General features: G+C 38.3%; 13 protein-coding genes, 18 tRNA genes and 1 riboswitch. Of the genes, 30 read left to right on the forward strand and 1 reads right to left on the reverse strand.

Going from position 1 to position 21,369, the window contains the following annotated elements:
- The first annotated feature begins 2 nt into the window (after positions 1–2).
- The 23 genes from A2U94_RS03885 (at position 3) to A2U94_RS03995 (ending at position 9,738) form a co-directional block, all read left to right on the forward strand.
- Positions 3–78, forward strand: a tRNA-Lys gene (locus tag A2U94_RS03885).
- A gap of 16 nt (positions 79–94) precedes the next feature.
- Positions 95–180 (forward strand) — tRNA-Leu (locus A2U94_RS03890).
- 16 nt (positions 181–196) lie between these two features.
- Positions 197–271: transfer RNA gene (locus A2U94_RS03895), tRNA-Gly, on the forward strand.
- Positions 272–283: 12 nt separating this feature from the next.
- Positions 284–372 (forward strand) — tRNA-Leu (locus A2U94_RS03900).
- Positions 373–381: 9 nt separating this feature from the next.
- A tRNA-Arg gene (locus tag A2U94_RS03905) sits at positions 382–458 on the forward strand.
- A 4-nt stretch (positions 459–462) separates the two neighbouring features.
- Positions 463–539 (forward strand) — tRNA-Pro (locus A2U94_RS03910).
- A 5-nt stretch (positions 540–544) separates the two neighbouring features.
- Positions 545–620: transfer RNA gene (locus A2U94_RS03915), tRNA-Ala, on the forward strand.
- Between the two features lie 23 nt (positions 621–643).
- Positions 644–720, forward strand: a tRNA-Met gene (locus A2U94_RS03920).
- Between the two features lie 12 nt (positions 721–732).
- Positions 733–825, forward strand: a tRNA-Ser gene (locus tag A2U94_RS03925).
- Between the two features lie 20 nt (positions 826–845).
- Positions 846–922 (forward strand) — tRNA-Met (locus A2U94_RS03930).
- A gap of 4 nt (positions 923–926) precedes the next feature.
- Positions 927–1,002 (forward strand) — tRNA-Asp (locus tag A2U94_RS03935).
- Between the two features lie 9 nt (positions 1,003–1,011).
- Positions 1,012–1,087, forward strand: a tRNA-Phe gene (locus A2U94_RS03940).
- A gap of 8 nt (positions 1,088–1,095) precedes the next feature.
- Positions 1,096–1,171 (forward strand) — tRNA-His (locus A2U94_RS03945).
- Positions 1,172–1,180: 9 nt separating this feature from the next.
- A tRNA-Gly gene (locus tag A2U94_RS03950) sits at positions 1,181–1,254 on the forward strand.
- Positions 1,255–1,258: 4 nt separating this feature from the next.
- Positions 1,259–1,335 (forward strand) — tRNA-Ile (locus A2U94_RS03955).
- Positions 1,336–1,343: 8 nt separating this feature from the next.
- Positions 1,344–1,418 (forward strand) — tRNA-Asn (locus A2U94_RS03960).
- A gap of 7 nt (positions 1,419–1,425) precedes the next feature.
- A tRNA-Ser gene (locus A2U94_RS03965) sits at positions 1,426–1,516 on the forward strand.
- Positions 1,517–1,531: 15 nt separating this feature from the next.
- Positions 1,532–1,603 (forward strand) — tRNA-Glu (locus A2U94_RS03970).
- 198 nt (positions 1,604–1,801) lie between these two features.
- On the forward strand, positions 1,802–3,736 hold the full coding sequence (gene glgB, locus A2U94_RS03975; protein ID WP_025911883.1) for a 1,4-alpha-glucan branching enzyme: 1,935 nt from the start codon (positions 1,802–1,804) through the stop codon (positions 3,734–3,736).
- Positions 3,687–4,829: a glucose-1-phosphate adenylyltransferase gene (locus A2U94_RS03980; RefSeq protein WP_025911884.1), complete on the forward strand. Its 1,143-nt coding sequence runs from the start codon at positions 3,687–3,689 to the stop codon at positions 4,827–4,829. Before glgB ends, A2U94_RS03980 begins: the two co-directional genes overlap by 50 nt.
- 31 nt (positions 4,830–4,860) lie before the next feature.
- Positions 4,861–5,886 carry a GlgC family sugar phosphate nucleotidyltransferase gene (locus A2U94_RS03985; RefSeq protein ID WP_025911886.1) on the forward strand — a complete coding sequence of 342 codons (1,026 nt, stop codon included), beginning with the start codon at positions 4,861–4,863 and terminating at the stop codon, positions 5,884–5,886.
- Entirely contained in the window at positions 5,883–7,313 is a 1,431-nt protein-coding gene (gene glgA, locus A2U94_RS03990) for a glycogen synthase GlgA (protein ID WP_025911887.1), read from the forward strand. Before A2U94_RS03985 ends, glgA begins: the two co-directional genes overlap by 4 nt.
- 13 nt (positions 7,314–7,326) lie before the next feature.
- Positions 7,327–9,738 (forward strand): glycogen/starch/alpha-glucan phosphorylase, encoded by a 2,412-nt coding sequence (locus tag A2U94_RS03995; RefSeq protein WP_025911889.1) that lies wholly within the window; start codon positions 7,327–7,329, stop codon positions 9,736–9,738.
- Between the two features lie 101 nt (positions 9,739–9,839).
- Here the strand turns inward: A2U94_RS03995 and A2U94_RS04000 are convergent, their stop codons facing one another.
- Positions 9,840–10,583, reverse strand: coding sequence for a TraR/DksA C4-type zinc finger protein (locus tag A2U94_RS04000; protein WP_035321464.1), 744 nt, complete (start codon positions 10,581–10,583; stop codon positions 9,840–9,842).
- A gap of 368 nt (positions 10,584–10,951) precedes the next feature.
- Between A2U94_RS04000 and A2U94_RS04005 the strand changes: the two genes are divergently transcribed.
- The 7 genes from A2U94_RS04005 (at position 10,952) to A2U94_RS04035 (ending at position 21,363) form a co-directional block, all read left to right on the forward strand.
- Entirely contained in the window at positions 10,952–12,373 is a 1,422-nt protein-coding gene (locus A2U94_RS04005) for an isochorismate synthase (protein ID WP_025911890.1), read from the forward strand.
- A complete protein-coding gene (gene menD / locus A2U94_RS04010; protein ID WP_025911891.1) occupies positions 12,360–14,108 on the forward strand; it encodes a 2-succinyl-5-enolpyruvyl-6-hydroxy-3-cyclohexene-1-carboxylic-acid synthase in 1,749 nt (582 codons plus the stop codon). Before A2U94_RS04005 ends, menD begins: the two co-directional genes overlap by 14 nt.
- Positions 14,109–14,111: 3 nt before the next feature.
- Positions 14,112–14,936, forward strand: a complete 825-nt coding sequence (gene menH, locus A2U94_RS04015; protein ID WP_025911892.1) for a 2-succinyl-6-hydroxy-2,4-cyclohexadiene-1-carboxylate synthase — start codon at positions 14,112–14,114, stop codon at positions 14,934–14,936.
- A complete protein-coding gene (gene menB, locus A2U94_RS04020; RefSeq protein ID WP_025911893.1) occupies positions 14,933–15,751 on the forward strand; it encodes a 1,4-dihydroxy-2-naphthoyl-CoA synthase in 819 nt (272 codons plus the stop codon). Before menH ends, menB begins: the two co-directional genes overlap by 4 nt.
- A 62-nt stretch (positions 15,752–15,813) precedes the next feature.
- On the forward strand, positions 15,814–17,283 hold the full coding sequence (locus A2U94_RS04025; RefSeq protein WP_025911895.1) for an o-succinylbenzoate--CoA ligase: 1,470 nt from the start codon (positions 15,814–15,816) through the stop codon (positions 17,281–17,283).
- A complete protein-coding gene (gene menC / locus A2U94_RS04030) occupies positions 17,280–18,386 on the forward strand; it encodes an o-succinylbenzoate synthase (protein WP_035321466.1) in 1,107 nt (368 codons plus the stop codon). The genes A2U94_RS04025 and menC overlap by 4 nt, the downstream gene beginning before the upstream one ends.
- Before the next feature lie 412 nt (positions 18,387–18,798).
- Positions 18,799–18,984, forward strand: a riboswitch (cobalamin riboswitch).
- 183 nt (positions 18,985–19,167) lie between these two features.
- The gene (locus tag A2U94_RS04035; protein WP_231882734.1) at positions 19,168–21,363 is read left to right on the forward strand and encodes a ribonucleoside-diphosphate reductase subunit alpha; all 2,196 of its coding nucleotides are present in this window, start codon (positions 19,168–19,170) and stop codon (positions 21,361–21,363) included.
- Positions 21,364–21,369 lie beyond the last annotated feature (6 nt).

Below are 21,369 nucleotides of genomic sequence, written 5' to 3' on the forward strand. Positions count from 1 at the left end.
TCGAGCCATTAGCTCAGTTGGTAGAGCATCTGACTTTTAATCAGAGGGTCGAAGGTTCGAGTCCTTCATGGCTCACCATTTTAAATACACACATGCGGGTGTGGCGGAATTGGCAGACGCGCTAGACTTAGGATCTAGTGTCTTTACGACGTGGGGGTTCAAGTCCCTTCACCCGCACCATTTAATTTCATAATGCGCGGAAGTAGTTCAGTGGTAGAACACCACCTTGCCAAGGTGGGGGTCGCGAGTTCGAACCTCGTCTTCCGCTCCACAAATAAGTCCTGCCGGGGTGGTGGAATTGGCAGACACACAGGACTTAAAATCCTGCGGTAGGTGACTACCGTGCCGGTTCAAGTCCGGCCCTCGGCACCATTTTAATAAGCGCCCGTAGCTCAATTGGATAGAGCGTTTGACTACGGATCAAAAGGTTAGGGGTTCGACTCCTCTCGGGCGCGCCATAAACGGGAAGTAGCTCAGCTTGGTAGAGCACTTGGTTTGGGACCAAGGGGTCGCAGGTTCGAATCCTGTCTTCCCGACCATTTCTGGGGCCTTAGCTCAGCTGGGAGAGCGCCTGCCTTGCACGCAGGAGGTCAGCGGTTCGATCCCGCTAGGCTCCACCAATTTAATACATTTATGATAATATGGCGGTGTAGCTCAGCTGGCTAGAGCGTACGGTTCATACCCGTGAGGTCGGGGGTTCGATCCCCTCCGCCGCTACCATATATAATATACGGAGGAATACCCAAGTCCGGCTGAAGGGATCGGTCTTGAAAACCGACAGGGGTGTTAAAGCCCGCGGGGGTTCGAATCCCTCTTCCTCCGCCATTATATTATTATCAAATTATCGCGGGGTGGAGCAGTCTGGTAGCTCGTCGGGCTCATAACCCGAAGGTCGCAGGTTCAAATCCTGTCCCCGCAACCAAAGTGGTCCCGTGGTGTAGCGGTTAACATGCCTGCCTGTCACGCAGGAGATCGCGGGTTCGATTCCCGTCGGGACCGCCATTATAAAAAGGCTCGGTAGCTCAGTTGGTAGAGCAAAGGACTGAAAATCCTTGTGTCGGCGGTTCGATTCCGTCCCGAGCCACCATCTATATGGCGATTGTGGCGAAGTGGTTAACGCATCGGATTGTGGTTCCGACATTCGTGGGTTCGATTCCCATCAGTCGCCCCATATAATTAAGCGGGTGTAGTTTAATGGTAAAACCTCAGCCTTCCAAGCTGATGTCGTGAGTTCGATTCTCATCACCCGCTCCATAATGGGCCTATAGCTCAGCTGGTTAGAGCGCACGCCTGATAAGCGTGAGGTCGGTGGTTCGAGTCCACTTAGGCCCACCATTTATTATTCCACAGTAGCTCAGTGGTAGAGCAATCGGCTGTTAACCGATCGGTCGTAGGTTCGAGTCCTACCTGTGGAGCCATTATATTGGGGAAGTACTCAAGAGGCTGAAGAGGCGCCCCTGCTAAGGGTGTAGGTCGCGTAAGCGGCGCGAGGGTTCAAATCCCTCCTTCTCCGCCAGTCAATTTTAATAATGGCCCGTTGGTCAAGTGGTTAAGACACCGCCCTTTCACGGCGGTAACACGGGTTCGAATCCCGTACGGGTCATATCTAAAAAGGTTTGCATTTATGCAAACCTTTTTTATTTATTTGAAAACCGTCTAATAAATAGATGGTTTTTTTATTTTCGTAAAAATATTCAGAGAAGAAGGAAAAAACAGCTGCTTTATGGAATGTAAATTAGATAATAGAAATGATAGAAGAAGGTTTATTTACTAGGTTAATTGTTATCAAGGAGGGGTATTTTTGAATTCGACTGTTCAACCTACTGATTTTGACATCCATCTTTATCACGAAGGAAATTTATTTCATAGTTATAAGCTTTTTGGGGCACATAAGTTAACAATAAACAGCACAGAGGGAGTACGTTTTTCTGTCTGGGCTCCTAATGCTTCTGCAGTAAGTATTGTGGGTGATTTTAATGAATGGAACGGTTTGAATCACCGGCTAGAGCGATTAAATTCTGAAGGGATATGGACAATATTCATTCCGTATCTTGAAGAGGATATGATTTATAAATATGAAATTACAACTCGTGATGGAACAAAACTACTAAAAGCTGATCCTTATGCTTTTCATAGTGAAGTAAGACCCGATACTGCTTCTAAAATTTATTATTTAGAAGGGTACAAGTGGGGAGATCGGTATTGGAAACGTAAGAAGAAACAACAAACTATTTATGAAAAGCCTATGTGTATTTACGAATTACATGCTGGTTCATGGAAAGTTCATGAGGATGGTGAACTATATACGTATCGTGAGTTAGCTGAAGAGTTAATTCCTTATGTAATAGAACAAGGGTTTACTCATATCGAACTATTACCTCTAGTTGAGCATCCGCTCGATAAATCTTGGGGGTACCAAGGAACTGGTTATTTTTCTGCAACCAGTCGATACGGTTCACCACATGATTTAATGTATTTTATTGACCAGTGTCATCAAAGCAGCATAGGTGTTCTTTTAGATTGGGTTCCAGGGCATTTTTGTAAAGATGCGCATGGATTATATATGTTTGATGGTTCACCCACGTATGAATATAAGAACGAATTAGATCGCGAAAACTATACATGGGGCACGGCTAATTTTGACTTAGGTAAACCGGAAGTACAAAGTTTCTTAATATCAAATGCACTTTTTTGGTTAGAATACTTTCACATTGATGGTTTTAGAGTCGATGCTGTTGCTAATATGTTATATTGGCCAAATTCTCATGAATTGGTTGAGAATCAATATGCTGTTCAATTCTTAAGAAAGCTGAATGAGGCGGTTTTTGCTTATGATTCGACTATCTTAATGATGGCTGAAGATTCAACGGATTGGCCATTAGTTACGGCTCCTACATATGACGGTGGGCTAGGTTTTAATTATAAATGGAACATGGGCTGGATGAACGATGTTTTAACTTATATGGAAGCCGACATTCATCAAAGAGCAAATCTTCATGAAAAAATGACTTTCTCTTTAATGTATGCCTTTAATGAAAACTTTATTTTACCATTCTCTCATGATGAAGTAGTTCATGGAAAGAAATCATTGTTAAATAAAATGCCTGGAGACTATTGGAGGAAATTTGCACAGCTTCGGTTATTATACGGTTATTTTATTGCTCATCCTGGCAAAAAATTGCTATTTATGGGCGGAGAATTTGGTCAGTTTGATGAGTGGAAAGACGCAAGTGATTTAGATTGGCAGCTATATGACTTTGATATGCACCAAAGTTTAAATAGCTATTTCAAAGAACTTCTTAAGATTTATAAACGAAGTAAACCACTTTATGAATTAGATCATCAAGAAGAGGGTTTCTCTTGGATTGATGTGAATAATCGAGAACAAAAAATCTTTTCATTTATTCGAACATCAACAAATAGTCAAGATAAGCTTGTTGTGGTATGTAACTTCTCAGATGTTCCATATCATGCATATAAAGTAGGTGTTCCTCTAAACACAGAATATGTTGAGGTCATCAATAGTGATCATGTTGATTTTGGAGGTTCTGGAGTTGTTAACCCAAAACCTTTAAAAGTAATCGAAGAAGGATTTCATGGTCTACCATTTCATATTGAAATGGATGTACCACCCTTTGGGATTAGCATCATGAGAACAAAGAAAAAACGGGGGGAGAGAAGAAACAATGTTAAAAAAGAAGTGCGTAGCGATGTTGTTGGCAGGAGGAAAAGGTAGTCGATTAAGTTCGCTTACAAAAAATTTAGCAAAGCCAGCTGTTCCATTTGGTGGGAAGTATCGAATTATTGATTTTGCGCTAAGCAATTGCTCCAACTCTGGGATTGAAACAGTTGGAATTTTAACGCAGTACCAGCCTTTACTCTTACACTCTTACATTGGTATTGGAAGCGCTTGGGACTTAGATAGAAGAGACGGAGGCGTTACTGTATTACCTCCTTATTCAGAGTCATCAGGGGTAAAGTGGTATAAAGGAACTGCCAGCGCTATTTATGAAAACCTAAACTACCTATGCCAGTATGAGCCTGAGTATGTGTTAATTTTATCAGGAGACCATATTTACAAAATGAATTATGAAAGTATGCTAGATTATCATATTGAAAAAGAAGCAGATGTATCTATCTCAGTAATTGAAGTTCCTTGGGATGAAGCAAGTAGGTTTGGAATTTTAAATACAAATGAAGCCTTAGAAGTTCAAGAATTTGATGAAAAGCCACAGTATCCAAAAAATAACTTGGCATCTATGGGTATTTATATTTTTAAATGGAATATTCTTAAAGAATATTTAGAAATGGATGCACGTAACCCTTATTCTAGTCATGACTTCGGAAAAGATGTCATTCCGCTATTGTTAGAAGAGAAAAAGCGTTTAATGGCATATCCATTTAAAGGATATTGGAAGGATGTAGGAACGGTTAAGAGCCTATGGGAAGCAAATATGGATTTATTAGATGAAAGTGATGAGCTCAATTTATTTGACTCTTCGTGGAAGGTCTATTCCGTAAATCCGAGTCAACCCCCTCAATACATTGCTCCAACAGCATGCGTCGTAGAATCATTAGTCAATGAAGGCTGCGTAGTTGAAGGTAGTATTGAACGTTCCGTGTTATTTCCAGGTGTACAAATTGGTAGTGGTTCAGAAGTAAAGCGAAGCGTTGTGATGCCATCAGCAAAGGTTGGCGTAAACGTATATATTGAAAATGCTATTATTCCGTCAGACGTAATTATTCCAGATGGAACAATTATTAAGCCAACCAAGGGAAAAGAAGAAGTTATTTTAGTGACGAATGAACTGTTAGAGTCCATTTCATAACGCATTTAATTAACAGAGAGGATGAACTACATTGAATAATCAAATGCTAGGCATTATTGATGCTTGCACAACTACGAGCTCCTTACAACCATTAACTTTTTATCGTTCAATTGCGGCTGTTCCATTTGCAGGACGCTACCGATTAATTGATTTTATGCTATCAAACATGGTTAATTCTGGTGTGCAAAGCGTAGCTATATTTCCGAAAGATCGCTATCGTGCTCTTACCGACCATATTGGTTCAGGCAAGGAGTGGGATTTAGACCGAAAAAGAGATGGTCTATTCATTTTTCCACCTGTAAAAAACGATTTAAAATTAGAAGACCCATCGCTAATTGCTCAATTCCGCTATCATATTGATTATTTCCTTCGAAGTAAACAAGATTACGTTATTATTGCAAACAGCTATACCATTTGTACCATTGATTTTAACCAAGTATTAAAGCGTCATGTAGCTCAAGGTGCAGTTGTAACGTCAGTAGTGAACGGTAATACACCTCTAAATATATACATTATTAATAAAAAAGCGTTACTTGATATCCTACAAAATGAAACCCAAGACTTTGATACGATTACAGAGCTCGTACACTATCTTTCTTCGTCCTCGAAAGTGATCACGTATGAGCAAAATGGGTACCTTTCTCAAGTAGATTCGCTAGAAGCCTATTATAAAGCTAGTATGGATATTTTATCTGCAGAAACATGGAAGCAGCTATTTTTAAGAACTCGTCCAATCTATACAAAAACAAAAGATGAACCTCCAACACGCTATGCAAAAACAGCTGTCGTGAAAAATTCAATGATTGCTAACGGTTGCGTTATTGAAGGGCATGTGGAAAATAGTATTATTTTCCGAGGAGTAAAGATAGGAAAAGGTGCAGTTGTTAAAAATAGTATCGTGATGCAAAAAGGAGCTATTCTTGAGAATAGTGTATTAAACTATGTTGTTTTAGATAAAGATGTAAAAATAGGTAGCCATGAAGAGTTGAATGGTGAACCTAATCTACCAAGAGTATTAGCAAAAGGAACAGTTCAAGGAGCGTTGATGAATTCGTGAATGTATTATTTGCAGTGTCAGAATGTGTACCCTTTATTAAAACAGGGGGATTAGCAGACGTAGCTGGTGCTTTGCCTAAAGAATTGAAGCAGTTGGGTACTAACGTGTCCGTGATTATGCCTAAGTATAGCTTGATTTCTGAGAAGTACAGTGAGCAGATGACTCTAGAAAAAGTGATCTACGTCCAAGTTGGCTGGAGAAGACAATATTGTGGGATTTATACGCTAGAAATGAATGGTACTCAGTACATTTTTATCGATAATGAATACTATTTTAAAAGAGATAGTCTGTACGGTCATTATGATGATGCGGAGCGCTTTGCTTTTTTCTCCAAAGCGGTACTAGAGGCTATTCCAACTCTAGTAAATGAGCCGGATATTATTCATTGTCATGACTGGCATACAGCCATGATTCCGTTTCTATTAAGAGCACAATATAGTATGTATGACCATATTGAGACAGTATTCACCATTCATAACTTACAATTTCAGGGTATCTTTCCAAAGCAGAATTTATATGAGCTATTAAACTTAAATGAGTATCATTTTACGTCCAACCAGTTAGAGTTTTATGGCAATTTAAATTTTATGAAAGGCGGCATTGTCTCTGCGGATAAAATTACGACAGTGAGCCCAACTTATCGAAATGAAATCCAAATGCCTTATTATGGTGAAAAGTTAGATGGGTTACTAAGACAACGAGACCAGGATTTGATAGGGATTGTAAATGGTATTGATGACCAAGCCTATAATCCGGAAAATGATGAATTAATTGCATTTAACTACTCAGCTCAAGATTTAGCAGGTAAGTATAAGAATAAAGAAGATTTACAAGCATACCTTGGATTAGATGTGAGAAATGATGTTCCACTTGTTTCAATGGTCACGCGATTAACAAAGCAAAAAGGGTTAGATCTTGTAAAGCATGTTTTTCATGAAATAATTCGTTTAGATGCGCAGGTTGTTATACTGGGAACAGGTGAAGCAGAATTTGAATCATTTTTTAAAGAGATGGAATCTCAGTATCCCAATCAGGTAAAAGCAATTATTGGTTTTAATGAAGCGCTAGCGCATAAAGTGTATGCAGGATCAGATTTATTTTTAATGCCTTCAAAGTTTGAGCCATGTGGATTAGGTCAATTAATTGCGTTACGCTATGGTGCAATACCCATCGTTAGAGAAACAGGTGGGCTAAACGATACGGTCCTTTCGTATAATGAGTATACCTATGAAGGAAACGGATTTACTTTTGCAAACTATAACGCTCACGATATGCTTTACACAATTGAAAGGGCAATTTCCTTTTACAATGATAAGGACGTGTGGGAGAAATTAATGCGAGACGCTATGAGTCAAGATTATAGCTGGGCGCAATCGGCATTTAAATACAATCAACTATATGCGAACTTAACATCTATTTCATCTTGAAAGGGTGATAAGCTTGTTCTCTAATAAAGAAAGCTTTCAAAAAGTATTTTTAAAAAAGTTAGAAATGACTTATGGGAAAAGCTTCAAAGAATCGACGGTACAAGATCAATACCATACGTTAGGAAATATGGTGAGAGAGTATATTAGTAGTGATTGGATTGCTACTAATGAGGCTCAGAGATCAAATCACTCAAAACAAGTGTATTATCTATCGATTGAATTTCTATTAGGCAGGCTATTAGGACAAAACTTACTTAATCTTGGAATAAAAGAAGTAGTTGAAGAAGGGTTAAAGGATTTAAATATTTCACTAGAAGAGATTGAGGAAATTGAAGCAGATGCTGGGTTAGGGAATGGTGGATTGGGCCGGTTAGCTGCTTGCTTTTTAGATTCTTTAGCCTCTTTAAATTTACCAGGGCATGGATGTGGAATTCGATATAAGCATGGGTTATTCGATCAAAAGATTGTGGATGGCTTTCAAGTAGAGTTACCTGAACAATGGCTTCGCCACGGTAACTCTTGGGAAGTGAGGAAAGTTGATCAATCCATTGAAGTGAACTTCTGGGGAGACGTTGAATATTACAGTGATAATGGTAAACTAGCATTTCGACATATTAACGGAGAGTCTATTTTAGCTGTGCCGTACGACATTCCTGTAGTAGGTTATGACACGACTACAGTGAATACGCTTCGACTTTGGAATGCAGAACCTGCCTCATTTCCAGTACATAAAGACGTAATGCAGTATAAAAGAGAAACGGAAGCAGTCTCTGAATTTTTATATCCAGATGACACCCATGAAGATGGTAAAATTTTAAGGTTAAAGCAGCAATATTTTCTTGTATCAGCTAGTTTGCAAAGTATTGTTCGTTCACATCGTATCGTATACGGGACGCTTGCCAATCTACATGAAAAAGTAGCTATTCATATTAATGACACTCACCCTGTATTAGCTATACCAGAGCTTATGCGCATTCTATTAGATGAGGAAAAGCTTAGCTGGGATGATGCTTGGCATATTACTACACAGACAATCTCATATACGAATCATACAACGTTATCTGAAGCTTTAGAAAAATGGCCAATTCATTTATTTAAGCCACTTCTTCCTCGCATTTATATGATTGTGGAAGAAATTAACCAACGCTTTTGTGAAGAGTTGTGGAAACGATATCCTTATCAATGGAAAAGAATTGAGGATATGGCAATTATCGCACATGATATGGTGAAAATGGCTCATTTAGCTATTGTAGGCAGCCATAAAGTAAACGGTGTAGCTAAAATACACACCGATATTTTGAAAAAGCGAGAAATGAAAAACTTCTTTGATTTCTATCCACAGAAATTTATTAATAAAACAAATGGTATTACTCATAGACGATGGCTGTTAAAGGCGAATCCAGAATTATCAATACTTCTCAATGAAACCATTGGTGATGAATGGGTGAAAAACCCTTACGCATTAAAACAGTTGGAATCTTATGCTCAAGATAAAAATTTTAAAGACCAATTAAAAAAAGTAAAGCAACAGCGAAAAGATATTTTAAGCGAAGTTATCAAAAAGCAAACTGGTATTGAAATAAATCCACAATCAATCTTTGATGTGCAGGTGAAGAGACTGCATGCTTATAAGCGACAGTTGCTAAATGTACTTCATATTATGTACCTGTACAATCGTTTAAAAGAGGATTCTAACTTTAAAATTGTACCGAGAACGTTCATCTTTGGGGCAAAAGCTTCCCCAGGATATTATTATGCTAAGAAGGTTATTAAGTTAATTAACTCAGTGGCTGATGTAGTAAATAGTGATCCCGTCACATCGCCGTTTTTAAAAGTTGTTTTTCTCGAAAACTATCGTGTTTCTTTAGCTGAAGATGTGTTTACAGCAGCGGATGTTAGTGAACAAATCTCAACTGCTAGTAAAGAAGCATCAGGAACAGGGAATATGAAATTCATGATGAACGGTGCTTTAACCGTTGGAACAATGGATGGAGCAAACGTAGAAATTGCGGAAGTTGTTGGAGAAAATAATATGTTTATCTTTGGCTTATCATCCGAGGAAGTTCTACACTATCAACAAAACGGTGGGTATCGTTCATTTGATTATTACCATCATGATCAACGAATCAAAAAAGTGTTAGAGCAGCTTACAAACGGCTTTTTTAAGAATACTTATGATTTATTTGAGCCAATTTATGATTCTTTGTTAATGCAAAATGATGAATACTATGTACTGAGAGACTTTGCGTCCTACGTTCAAGCACAGGAAAAAGTAAATCAAGCATATGGTGACAAAGACAAGTGGTTTGAAATGAGTGCGTTAAATATTGCTCAATCAGGTTATTTCTCTAGTGATCGCACAATATCAGAATATGCAAAGGAAATTTGGGAGATTAATTCATCAAAACAAATATTATCATACTAAAAAAGGAGCCTTTAGGCTCCTTTTTATCTATTGTCACCACTTAAGAAATTCCCTTAAAGGTATATTCAACATAAAAAAACAGGAGTATTACGCTACTCCTGTTAATCTGTATAATGTTCTTTCTCGTGAGAAGGGAGGTCACCAAAAGTGGTCATGATGCCTTCTTCATCTAAGCTTTGTTCATACTCTTCATGTTGCTTGGACGGATAGACAACAATTTCTTTTCCATATAAATCAGTACCTACAAAGTTCTCATAGTCTTCTACATAACCGACGTTTTCGTCATGCTCAATATATGTGTCGTTATAAGAAGAAATATCTCCTTCAAAATCAGATGGGGACTCAGACGTTCCATACCTCTCTACGTCTTGCCAAGAATCTTCTGCGTCATATTCAGTTGCTCCGGAAGTGTCCAGGTCGTATTGTCCAAATGGATGACGAGGACTTAATTCTTCGATAGGTCTTTGGTGTGATGTTTCCTGAGATGGACTATGCTCTTTACAATACAACGTGGTAGGAACTGCTTCTAGTCGTTCAAAGCTAATATCCTTCCCACATGTTTTACATTTTCCATATGTGGTTGCCTCCATCGCATTTAAAGCAGTCTTAATTTCCTCTAGCTCTTCCCGTGTATGTTCATATAATGCAATGTCTTTTTCCCGTTCATAAATTTCACTCGCCATATCTCCAGGGTGGTTATCATAACTTGATAACTCCCCTGTTGAATCATGTAAACTTTGGGATGTTAATCCAAAATCATTATTATCTTTTAACTGGTTTAGTAAGTTTTCCTGCTCAGTTAATAATACGTCCCTTAATTGGTTTAGCTGCTTGTTGGAAATCATAAAAATTCTCTCCCTTTTCCCTTGAATTACTCAATTCCACATTATTATGTGTTAAATGATTTAAAAAAATTAAGCTCTATCGTGTTTCACATGTGAAATGATTGGCATTTATGATGAAATGTGTAATGACTTCTTCCATTAGTTATGGAAAAACTAGGTGGTAGATACTTTCAATGATGAAGGAGAGTTGATACTTTCCGTAGTTATATCACGTAACGCAGAAACCAAGAGCACAAACTCGTTAACTTCTGATGAGATATGATACAATCTTATCAAAGGAATTCAGTTGTCAAACTAGATTTTTTTACAACGAAAGTTTATAATAAATTGGTTAAAGACTTACGAGATTATAAACGGGGGGACGTAGTGTGATTGCAATAACTGAACAGTTAATACATGATCATTTATCAAAGGCAATTGAATGTGCCAGAAATGAAAGTAATACAAAACTTGTCAGCGTAGTCAAAAAAGTAAGACCTATTGACCCCCTTATTTTTTATGCAAACGGCTATAGACAGTTTTGTAAAGAACGTTTCTTTTGGAGAGATTCGAACCAACAGTACACGTTCGTTGGATTAGGAAGAGCTTATACGCTGTCTTCCAAAGAAGGGTCTGCGCGTTTTTTTGATACAGAAAAACAATGGAAGCGCTTTAAAAAAGATATTTTATATACAAATAACGTAGAATTTCCAAATGGTACAGGTCCTCTGCTTTTTGGAGGATTCTCATTTGATCCTTATCAAAAAAAGGACAGCTATTGGACGGATTTTTCCAATAGTAAATTTGTAATTCCTTCTGTTCTGTATACAGAGGCAGATGGAAATGGGTATCTAAGTATAAACATTAAAGTAAGTGGTGAAGACAATATACAAGATCACCTTAAGCACATTGAAGAGTTTGAAGGATTGTTAATAAATCAAGAGTATGATGGCAGTAGCTACTCATCACCTTTACTATTAACAAAAGAAGAAATTGATGTACAAAGGTTTACAAAAAATGTTCAAAATGCTACTTCCTTAATTCAACAAGAAAAAATTGAAAAAGTCGTGCTAGCTCGACAGTTAAAAGCAACATTTACTGAAGCAATTTCGACAGAGTACGTTATTCAGCGTTTACTGAGAGAGCAGCCTACAAGCTACACCTTCATTTTTGAGAATGAAAACCAACATTTTGTTGGTGCATCTCCAGAGCGTTTGGTGCAGAAAGAAGGAGACTATGTTTTTTCAACTTGTTTAGCGGGTTCCATTAAGCGAGGAAAAACACGTAAAGAAGATGCGCTTCTAGGTGATGAGCTTTTAAATGACCAAAAAAATTTAATTGAGCATGACGTGGTCGTGCATATGATTAAAGAAGCAATGGACGCCTATTGTATGGAAGTAGAAATACCTATGCAGCCAACATTGTATAAAACGAAGCATATCCAACATCTCTATACACCTGTACGAGGTAAAATCAAGAAAGGTGTGACATTGTTTTCTCTGTTGAAAGAGCTCCACCCAACACCTGCTCTAGGAGGATATCCGCAAAAAGAATCCTTGTCCATTATTCGAAAGTTAGAGCCGTTCGATCGTGGATGGTATGCAGCTCCAATTGGGTGGATTGATATTAACGGTAACGGAGAGTTTATTGTTGGGATTCGTTCAGGTGTAATTGAACGACAACAAGCGATGCTTTTTGCAGGGTGTGGGATTGTAGCAGATTCGACACCTGAGAGTGAATACGAAGAAACAACGATTAAATTTAATCCAATGCTATCAGCTTTAGGGGGTATAGCAAGTGGACCATACTGATCAGTTAACTGCTTACGTAGCAGCTTTTGTAGACGAACTAGCTAAATTAGGTGTAAATCATGTTGTGGTAAGCCCTGGTTCTCGCTCAACACCGATTGCTATGTTAATGTCTGAGCATGAAAAGATAAAAGTTCATTTAAATATTGATGAGCGCTCGGCTGGATTTTTTGCTTTAGGTATGGCAAAAGCAAAAAATCAGCCTGTTGCGCTTGTTTGTACATCTGGAACAGCTGCTGCAAATTATTTTCCAGCAGTTGTCGAAGCACATCACTCAAGGGTTCCTCTACTTGTCATTACGGCAGATCGTCCGCATGAACTGCGTGAGGTAGGAGCTCCACAGGCAATTAATCAACAATACTTATTTAGTCATTATGCAAAGTGGTTTGTGGATACAGCTTTACCAGAAGCTGCGGAAGAGGCAATTCGTTATATTCGAACTGTGGCTGGAAGAGCTGTTAGCGTTTCAGCTGGTGCTCCAAAAGGTCCTGTTCATATTAACATGCCGCTTCGTGAACCAATTGTTCCAAATCTTTCTTTAGAAAATTTATGGAGCTTACATGAGCGTGACAACTCGTACGTTTCGTTTAATAAGGGAAATCCAATGCTTTCTAGTCAAGCTTTTGCGCATATTGGTCAGTTCATAAAAGACGAAACAAAAGGTTTGATCATATGTGGAGATCAGCTAAAGGGGGAAGATAAACAGGCTATTGTAGAGTTAGCAAGTTATCTTCAATTTCCAATTATTGCAGATCCACTCTCGCAGATGAGAAGCGGTGATCATGCTAAAAATCTCGTTATCGATACGTACGATTCTTTTTTGAAAAAAGAAGGAATTCAACCGCTATTGAAGCCAGAAGTTGTCATTCGGTTTGGTGCCATGCCTGTGTCAAAGGGTTTGACTTTATTTTTAAAAGCGTATGAGCCAAAAGCTGTTTTTGTAGTAGATGAAAGTAATGGATGGCGAGATCCTACACTTCGCTCAACGCATATGATTCAGTGCAACGAAGGGCTATTCGCTCGTGAATTACCAAAGTATATAGGAAGTAAGAAATCTTCTAATTCATGGAGTGAAAAGTGGATTGAATTAAATAAGCAGGTTAAGGATTCGTTAAAAATCAACTTACAAGATAAGTGGTTTGAAGGTAGCATTGTACAGGAACTATCAAAGCTTTTACCAGCTAATTCGGCTTTGTTTATTGGCAACTCAATGCCAATAAGAGATGTAGATTCGTTTTTCTTTGCGACAGATAAACCAATTCACTTATTTGCAAATCGCGGTGCTAATGGCATTGATGGTGTTGTTTCATCAGCTTTAGGTGTTAGCACGGAATATGAACATACTGTACTTTTAATTGGGGACTTATCTTTTTACCATGATTTAAACGGCTTGCTCGCTGCTAAAATGCATAATCTTAACTTAACAGTCGTGCTCATTAACAATGATGGCGGGGGAATCTTTTCATTTTTACCTCAGTCAAAAGAAGAGAAGCATTTTGAGTTTTTATTCGGTACGCCAACAGGTCTACAGTTTGAACATGCTGCAAAGTTATATGAGGGTACATTTAGTAGAGCCTATACAGCAGATGAGCTTCACTGCGCATTAAAAGCTTCGTTTAAAGAGGGTGGCTTGCACATTATTGAAGTGCCAACAGCTCGCAAAGAAAATGTCGAAATACATCGTGAAATCTGGAGTGACGTTTCCCAGGTAATAAATTTGTCTGAATTTGAGGAATAAGAGATGTATTATAGATATGAAGATGTTTCGTACCATGTTGAAGTACAAGGGAAAGGAACTCCCCTTTTGTTATTGCATGGCTTTACAGGTTCCTCTCAAACTTGGAGTACATTTACGAAGTCTTGGGCACGTTATTATCAGGTTATTACAATTGATATTATTGGCCATGGAAAGACAGATTCCCCTAGCGATGTAGCTCCATATAAAATGACTCAGATGATGAACGTTATTGTAAGTCTTCTAGATAGGCTCCGAATTGAAAAGGCCTTTTTTCTTGGCTATTCAATGGGAGCGCGTCTAGCGTTGGCATTTTCCATTCATTATCAAGAACGAGTGAAAGCGCTCATTCTAGAGAGTGGATCACCGGGCTTAAAAACACAACCGGAGCGAATGGCAAGGCAAGCTGCTGATGAAGAATTAGCTGCGTTCATTAGGGAGCAAGGTGTGTTGAAGTTTGTGGACTACTGGGAAAGCATCCCCATGTTTAAAACTCAAAAGCGCATGCCTGAAAAAGATCAAGCACTAGTTCGTCAAGAGAGGTTGGCTCAATGTAAGCTCGGGTTAGCAAATAGTCTAATCGGTATGGGAACTGGAGCTCAACAATCTTATTGGGAGAAGTTACATACCTTGTTGCTTCCTGTCCTGTTAATTACAGGTGAACTTGATCAGAAATTTTGTGAAATCGCAAAAGACATGTCTAACCAGCTCAAATTTTGTAGGTATAAAGTTGTTTTAAACACTGGCCATGCAATTCATGTGGAACAACCAAGAATTTTTGGTAAAATAGTAAGTGAGTTTTTATCACAACATGAGGAGGAAGAAAGATGACAGTTGAATGGGTATCTCAACGTAATTATGAAGATATTTTGTATGAAACATATAATGGAATTGCAAAAATTACAATTAATCGTCCAGAAGTACGAAATGCTTTCCGTCCAAAAACGGTAATGGAATTAATTAATGCTTTTGCATATGCGCGTGATGATTCAAGCGTTGGTGTAATTGTGCTAGCTGGTGCTGGAGACAAAGCATTTTGTTCTGGTGGAGACCAAAAAGTACGCGGGCATGGTGGTTATGTAGGGGAAGACGAAATTCCTCGCTTAAACGTATTAGACTTACAGCGATTAATTCGCGTTATTCCAAAACCAGTTGTTGCGATGGTTTCAGGCTATGCAATCGGTGGAGGTCATGTTTTACATATCGTATGTGACTTAACAATTGCTGCAGATAATGCAATTTTTGGCCAAACGGGTCCAAAAGTTGGAAGCTTTGACGCTGGATATGGTTCAGGCTATTTAGCGCGTATTGTTGGTCATAAAAAAGCGCGTGAAATTTGGTATCTATGCCGTCAATACAATGCGCAAGAGGCACTTGAAATGGGACTTGTTAACACTGTTGTACCATTAGAAGAGCTAGAAGCAGAAACAATTAAATGGTGTGAAGAAATGTTAGAAAAGAGCCCAACAGCTCTACGTTTCTTAAAAGCTGCATTTAATGCTGATACAGATGGATTAGCTGGTATACAGCAATTTGCTGGAGACGCTACGCTTTTATATTACACAACTGATGAAGCAAAAGAGGGTCGTGACGCATTCAAAGAAAAGCGCAACCCAGACTTCAAACAGTTCCCACGTTTCCCATAATGCTCAAAACAGCTTGATGACATTCATCAAGCTGTTTTTTCTATGGAAAGGAGAATAGAAGCATGAATTTGTTACCTAATTGGTTAAGTCAACGAGCGAAAGTAACACCTAACCGAGTTGCGGTGGACTTAGCAGCGGAATCGATTACATTTTTACAGCTGCATAAACGAGTGGTGAAGCGAGCTTTTCAATTAGCGAGCTATGGGATAAAAAAAGGTCACACAGTTGCTATATATATGAAGAACCGAATAGAATATATTGAATTAATTCATGCTTTAGCTTATATAGGAGCAAAAGCACTATTACTCAATACGCGTTTAAAGCAGCAAGAGATTCAGTATCAATGTAGCGATGCAAAAGCGAACTTTCTTGTTGTGGATGAGAGTTATGAAGAAACCATACTGCTTTCAGGAACAGAACTAATTCAGCTACAAGACCTTATCTATCGACACGAAAAAGAAATTGTGCTTCAATCTCAGTATGATTTAAATGATACGTATACAATTATGTATACGTCAGGTACTACAGGTAACCCAAAAGGAGTTATGCAGTCTTATGGAAATCACTGGTGGAGTGCTACTGGGTCATCGCTAAACCTTGGACTTCAGACAAATGACTGCTGGCTCGTTGCTGTGCCTTTGTTTCATATTAGCGGTTTTTCTATTTTAATGAGAAATGTTATTTATGGGATGAGAATTGTATTACACTCAAAGTTTGAAGCTATACAAGCAAACGCTGCTATTGAAACAAAAGGTGTGACCATTATGTCGGTCGTAACTTCGATGCTGACCCAAATGTTAAAGGAACTAGGTGGCAGAAAATATCCTGAATCATTTCGCTGCATGTTAGCAGGAGGAGGTCCCGTGCCAAGAGTTCTCTTGGACGACTGTATAGAGAAAGGAATCCCTGTCTACCAGACGTATGGCATGACAGAGACTTCTTCTCAGTTTGTAACGTTAGCTCCAGAAGATAGTATTCAAAAACTTGGATCTGCAGGAAAGCCCCTGATGCCTTGCCAGCTTAAGATTGTAAATGCTAACGGTGAGGAAGTAATGAATGGTATAGAAGGTGAAATTGCTGTGAAAGGTCCTAACGTAACGTCTGGGTACCTTAATAAACCAGAAGAAACAGATAAAGCAATAAAAAATGGTTGGTTTTATACAGGAGATATCGGCAAACTTGATGAAGATGGATTTTTATACGTATTAGATAGAAGGTCAGATTTAATTATTTCAGGTGGAGAAAATATCTATCCAGCAGAAATTGAGAGCACTCTATTAAAGCATCCACTTATTGCAGAAGCCGGGGTTACAGGGCTGCCTCATAAACAGTGGGGACAAGTTCCAGCAGCTTTTTTAGTAGTTACATCACCAATAAAAAAAGAAGAGTTACAGGCATATTGTCAGTCGATGTTAGCCAATTATAAAGTACCAAAGTATTATTTTATTGTTGATGATCTACCAAGAACCGCTTCCAATAAAATTATTAGACGAAAATTACCTCAGCGTATAGAACAGGGGCGTCAACTATGATTGAAATCCATAAAGCAACCATTCATGCTATTGAATTGAACCTATTATCACCGTTTTCAACTAGTTATGGAACTGTGACAAATCGAGAATTGCTTCTTTTAGAAGTAGAAGATATAAGCGGTGAAGCAGGCTGGGGAGAAGTGGTAGCATTTTCAACTCCTTGGTACACAGAAGAAACCATCCAAACGTGCTTTCATATGCTCAATGATTTTTTACTTCCGGCTTTAATTGGAAAGCGATTAACGACGCCTTTAGACCTACAGGAAATATTTAATCCGATTAAGCGAAACCATATGAGTAAAGCAGCAATAGATTGTGCGGTGTGGGATTTGTTTGCTAAGAAGAACAACAAGTCTCTATCTCAAGCTCTTGGTGGCACAAAAGAAGCTGTAGAAGCTGGTGTAGTAGTTGGACTCGATGATATTCATAAGATGGTTCATAAAATAGATGAACACTTGAAAGCTGGATATAAACGTTTTAAAGTAAAGATTAAGCCTGGAGCTGATTATGACCTTATTAAGCAAATTAGAAATCATTATCCAAAACTGCCGCTGATGGTAGATGCAAACTCTGCTTACTCCTTAAATGATTTGAATTTGCTTCAAAAGCTAGATGAATTTGACCTTATGATGATTGAACAGCCATTAGATTCTAGTGATATTATCGATCACCGTCATTTACAACAGCAGCTACGCACGCCCGTTTGCTTAGATGAAAGCATTGTGTCTTATGATGATGCTAGAAAAGCAATTGAGTTAGGGAGCTGTCAAGTTATTAATGTAAAAGTTGGACGGGTAGGCGGCTTAACAGAAGCAAAACGAATTCATGACTTGTGCCAGAAAAGTAATGTTCGACTATGGGTAGGGGGAATGCTGGAATCGGGTATATCAAGAGCTCATAATATTGCATTAGCTTCATTAGAGAATTTCACGATACCTGGAGACATTTCAGCTTCTTCACGCTATTGGAACAAAGATGTCATTCTTCCAGAAGTAGAAGTGGATGATGGGTTAATTCATGTGCCAAAAGAACCAGGCATTGGCTATCGGGTGGATAGGATATTTTTAAATAAAGTTTCCACATATCAAAAAACATATGCATAATGTAAATCCACTTTAAAAGTGGATTTTTTATTGTGAGTTCGGTTTTTAAAAAAATTTTCTTTTTATTTATATAGCAGCTGTCTAGTCATGTGAAAAAAGTTTGATTAAATTTCATAAATCAAATAGTACAACCAATCCGAGAAAACATGTTATGATGGAATAGTTTGATGAAAAATAAGACTGTTTGTAGTAGCTAGTTGCTAATACCTAACAAAACTTTTAGAAATTTCTTTTTTTACATATGTTTAGGAAACCTTACTTAACAAAGGCGTAAATCAGTATATTAAGTAAGGTGGGGTAAATGTGCGGGAATTTATTTTGAAAAAGATATTGTAGTTCTGTAAGTTGTCCCTTATAATGTGTTTATAACACAACATCTTGTTTTTTATTAAAACTTCATATACTATATTTTGTGTTTTCCAGTAGAAAAGGTGTCTGAAAAAAGACTTAAAAGGGAATTTGGTGTAAATCCAAAACTGTCCCCGCAACTGTGAATGCTGATGAAATAAGGAATAGCCACTGTGAGTAACGATCATGGGAAGGCCTTAGAGTAAAGCGAAGCATAAGTCAGGAGACCTGCCTTTTTTATGACGTTTTATCTTCTTCGGGAGGTGAGAGGATAGAGCGAGGATTGAGAAAAGACATTTTTGTCTTCTTTTATCTTCGTTCTATTCGCTCACTGCGTCAGGTGAGCGATTTTTTTATGCTGGAGAAAAAGGAGGAACTTATTTTTATGATTAATACAACAGATTTAAATAAACTTGAAAAAGTAAATTATGATATGAAACTACTTGGTGAAAAATTTCCACAACTTGATTTTTCATGGTATGAGGAAAAGGTAGTAGAAACAGTTGCTGCGAAAGAGAATATGACGGACGAAAAAATAGCAAATGTTTTTATTTTAGCAGCACTTGAGCGAATTTCAATGGATGAGCCAGATTGGACATATGTAGCAGCTCATATCTATTTACAAGAGCTATATCGCAAAGCTGCCGCCAATAGAAAATACAATCAAGCTGAAAGGTACGGCTCATTTTATAAGCTTATTACAGAGCTTACAGATATGGGGATTTATAGTACACAGCTTTTGGATACATACTCTGTGGAAGAGATTAATGAGCTAGGCTTAGCCATTGATTATACAAAAGATAGCCTATTTACGTATATTGGCCTGTTAACATTAGCTGATCGCTATTTAGCAACATCACATGATAAGCGTGTATACGAGCTACCGCAGGAACGCTTTTTAATTATTGCTATGACACTCATGGCAAATGAAAAGAAAGAAGAGCGTTTAGCGCTGGTAAAAGAGTCATATTGGGCACTTTCAAACCTTTACATGACAGTGGCAACGCCGACATTAGCGAACGCAGGAAAAAGCTATGGACAGCTATCAAGCTGCTTTATCGATACGGTTGATGATAGTTTACGAGGTATCTATGATAGCAATACGGACTTAGCTACGCTAAGTAAAAACGGTGGTGGAATTGGCGTATATCTAGGTCATATCCGTAGCCGAGGTAGCGATATAAAAGGGTTTAAGGGCGTATCATCAGGAACAATTCCTTGGATGAAACAGCTTAATAACACAGCAGTTAGTGTTGATCAACTGGGTCAACGTCAAGGGGCAATTGCTGTATATCTAGACGTATGGCATAAGGATATTTTTTCTTTCTTAGATGCACGTTTAAACAATGGAGACGAGCGTCAGCGTACGCATGACTTATTTACTGGCGTTTGCTTGCCGGATTTATTCATGGAAGCTGTTGAAAAACGTGAAGACTGGTACTTGTTTGATCCTCATGAAGTTCGTACGGTAATGGGTTACTCGCTAGAAGATTTCTATGATGAAGAGGAAGGCAGCGGCTCCTTTAGAAATCGTTATCGTGAATGTATTGAAAATGAATCCCTATCAAGAGAAAAAGTGCCTGCGATTGAAATTTTTAAACGAATTATGATTTCACAATTAGAAACAGGAACACCATATATGTTCTACCGTGATACAGTGAACCGTGCTAACCAAAACCGTCATGAGGGCATGATTTATTGCAGTAACTTATGTACAGAAATTACGCAAAATCAAAGCATGACAACTGTGGTTGAAGAAATCACAGAAGATGGAAAAATCGTCATTACAAAGCAACCAGGTGACTTTGTCGTTTGCAATCTATCGTCTATCAACTTAGCACGTGCAGTAACGGAAGATGTACTTGAACGCCTTGTGCCCATTCAAGTTCGTATGCTAGATAACGTAATTGAACTGAATAACCTTCCAGTTCTACAGGCAAAACTAACAAACCAACGCTATCGTGCTATCGGTTTAGGTACGTTTGGTTGGAACCATTTATTAGCTCTACAAAAGATCGCTTGGGAAACAGAAGAAGCTGTTCAGTATTGCGATGAGTTATATGAAAAAATTGCTTACCTAACGATTCAATCAAGCATGGAGCTTGCAGAAGAAAAAGGAGCATACCCTCTATTTGAAGGGTCCGATTGGGAAACAGGAGCTTATTTTGCAGCACGCGGTTACGAAAGTAATCAGTGGAATGAGCTACAGGCGCTTGTGAAAGAAAAGGGAATTCGAAACGGATATTTAATGGCCGTTGCGCCGAATTCATCTACTTCCATCATTGCTGGGTCTACGGCTAGTATTGATCCGATTTTCCGTAAGTTCTATTCAGAAGAGAAGAAAAACTATAAAATTCCAGTTACTGCTCCAGATTTGTCACCGGAAACGAATTGGTATTATAAGTCTGTTTATTTAATCGACCAACATTGGAGCATTAAGCAAAATGCAAAGCGTCAGCGTCATATTGACCAATCTATCTCGTTTAACATTTATGTTCAAAATGATATTCGTGCAAAAGATTTACTAGATTTACACATGACTGCATGGAAAGAAAAGCTAAAAACAACGTATTATGTTCGCTCTACGTCTAGCGAAGTAATTGATGAGTGTGAAAGCTGCCATAGCTAAGAAAGG

It is taken from the genome of Bacillus sp. VT 712, assembly GCF_001614195.1.
In the GTDB taxonomy this organism is placed as follows: Bacteria; Bacillota; Bacilli; order Bacillales; family Bacillaceae_H; genus Priestia; species Priestia flexa.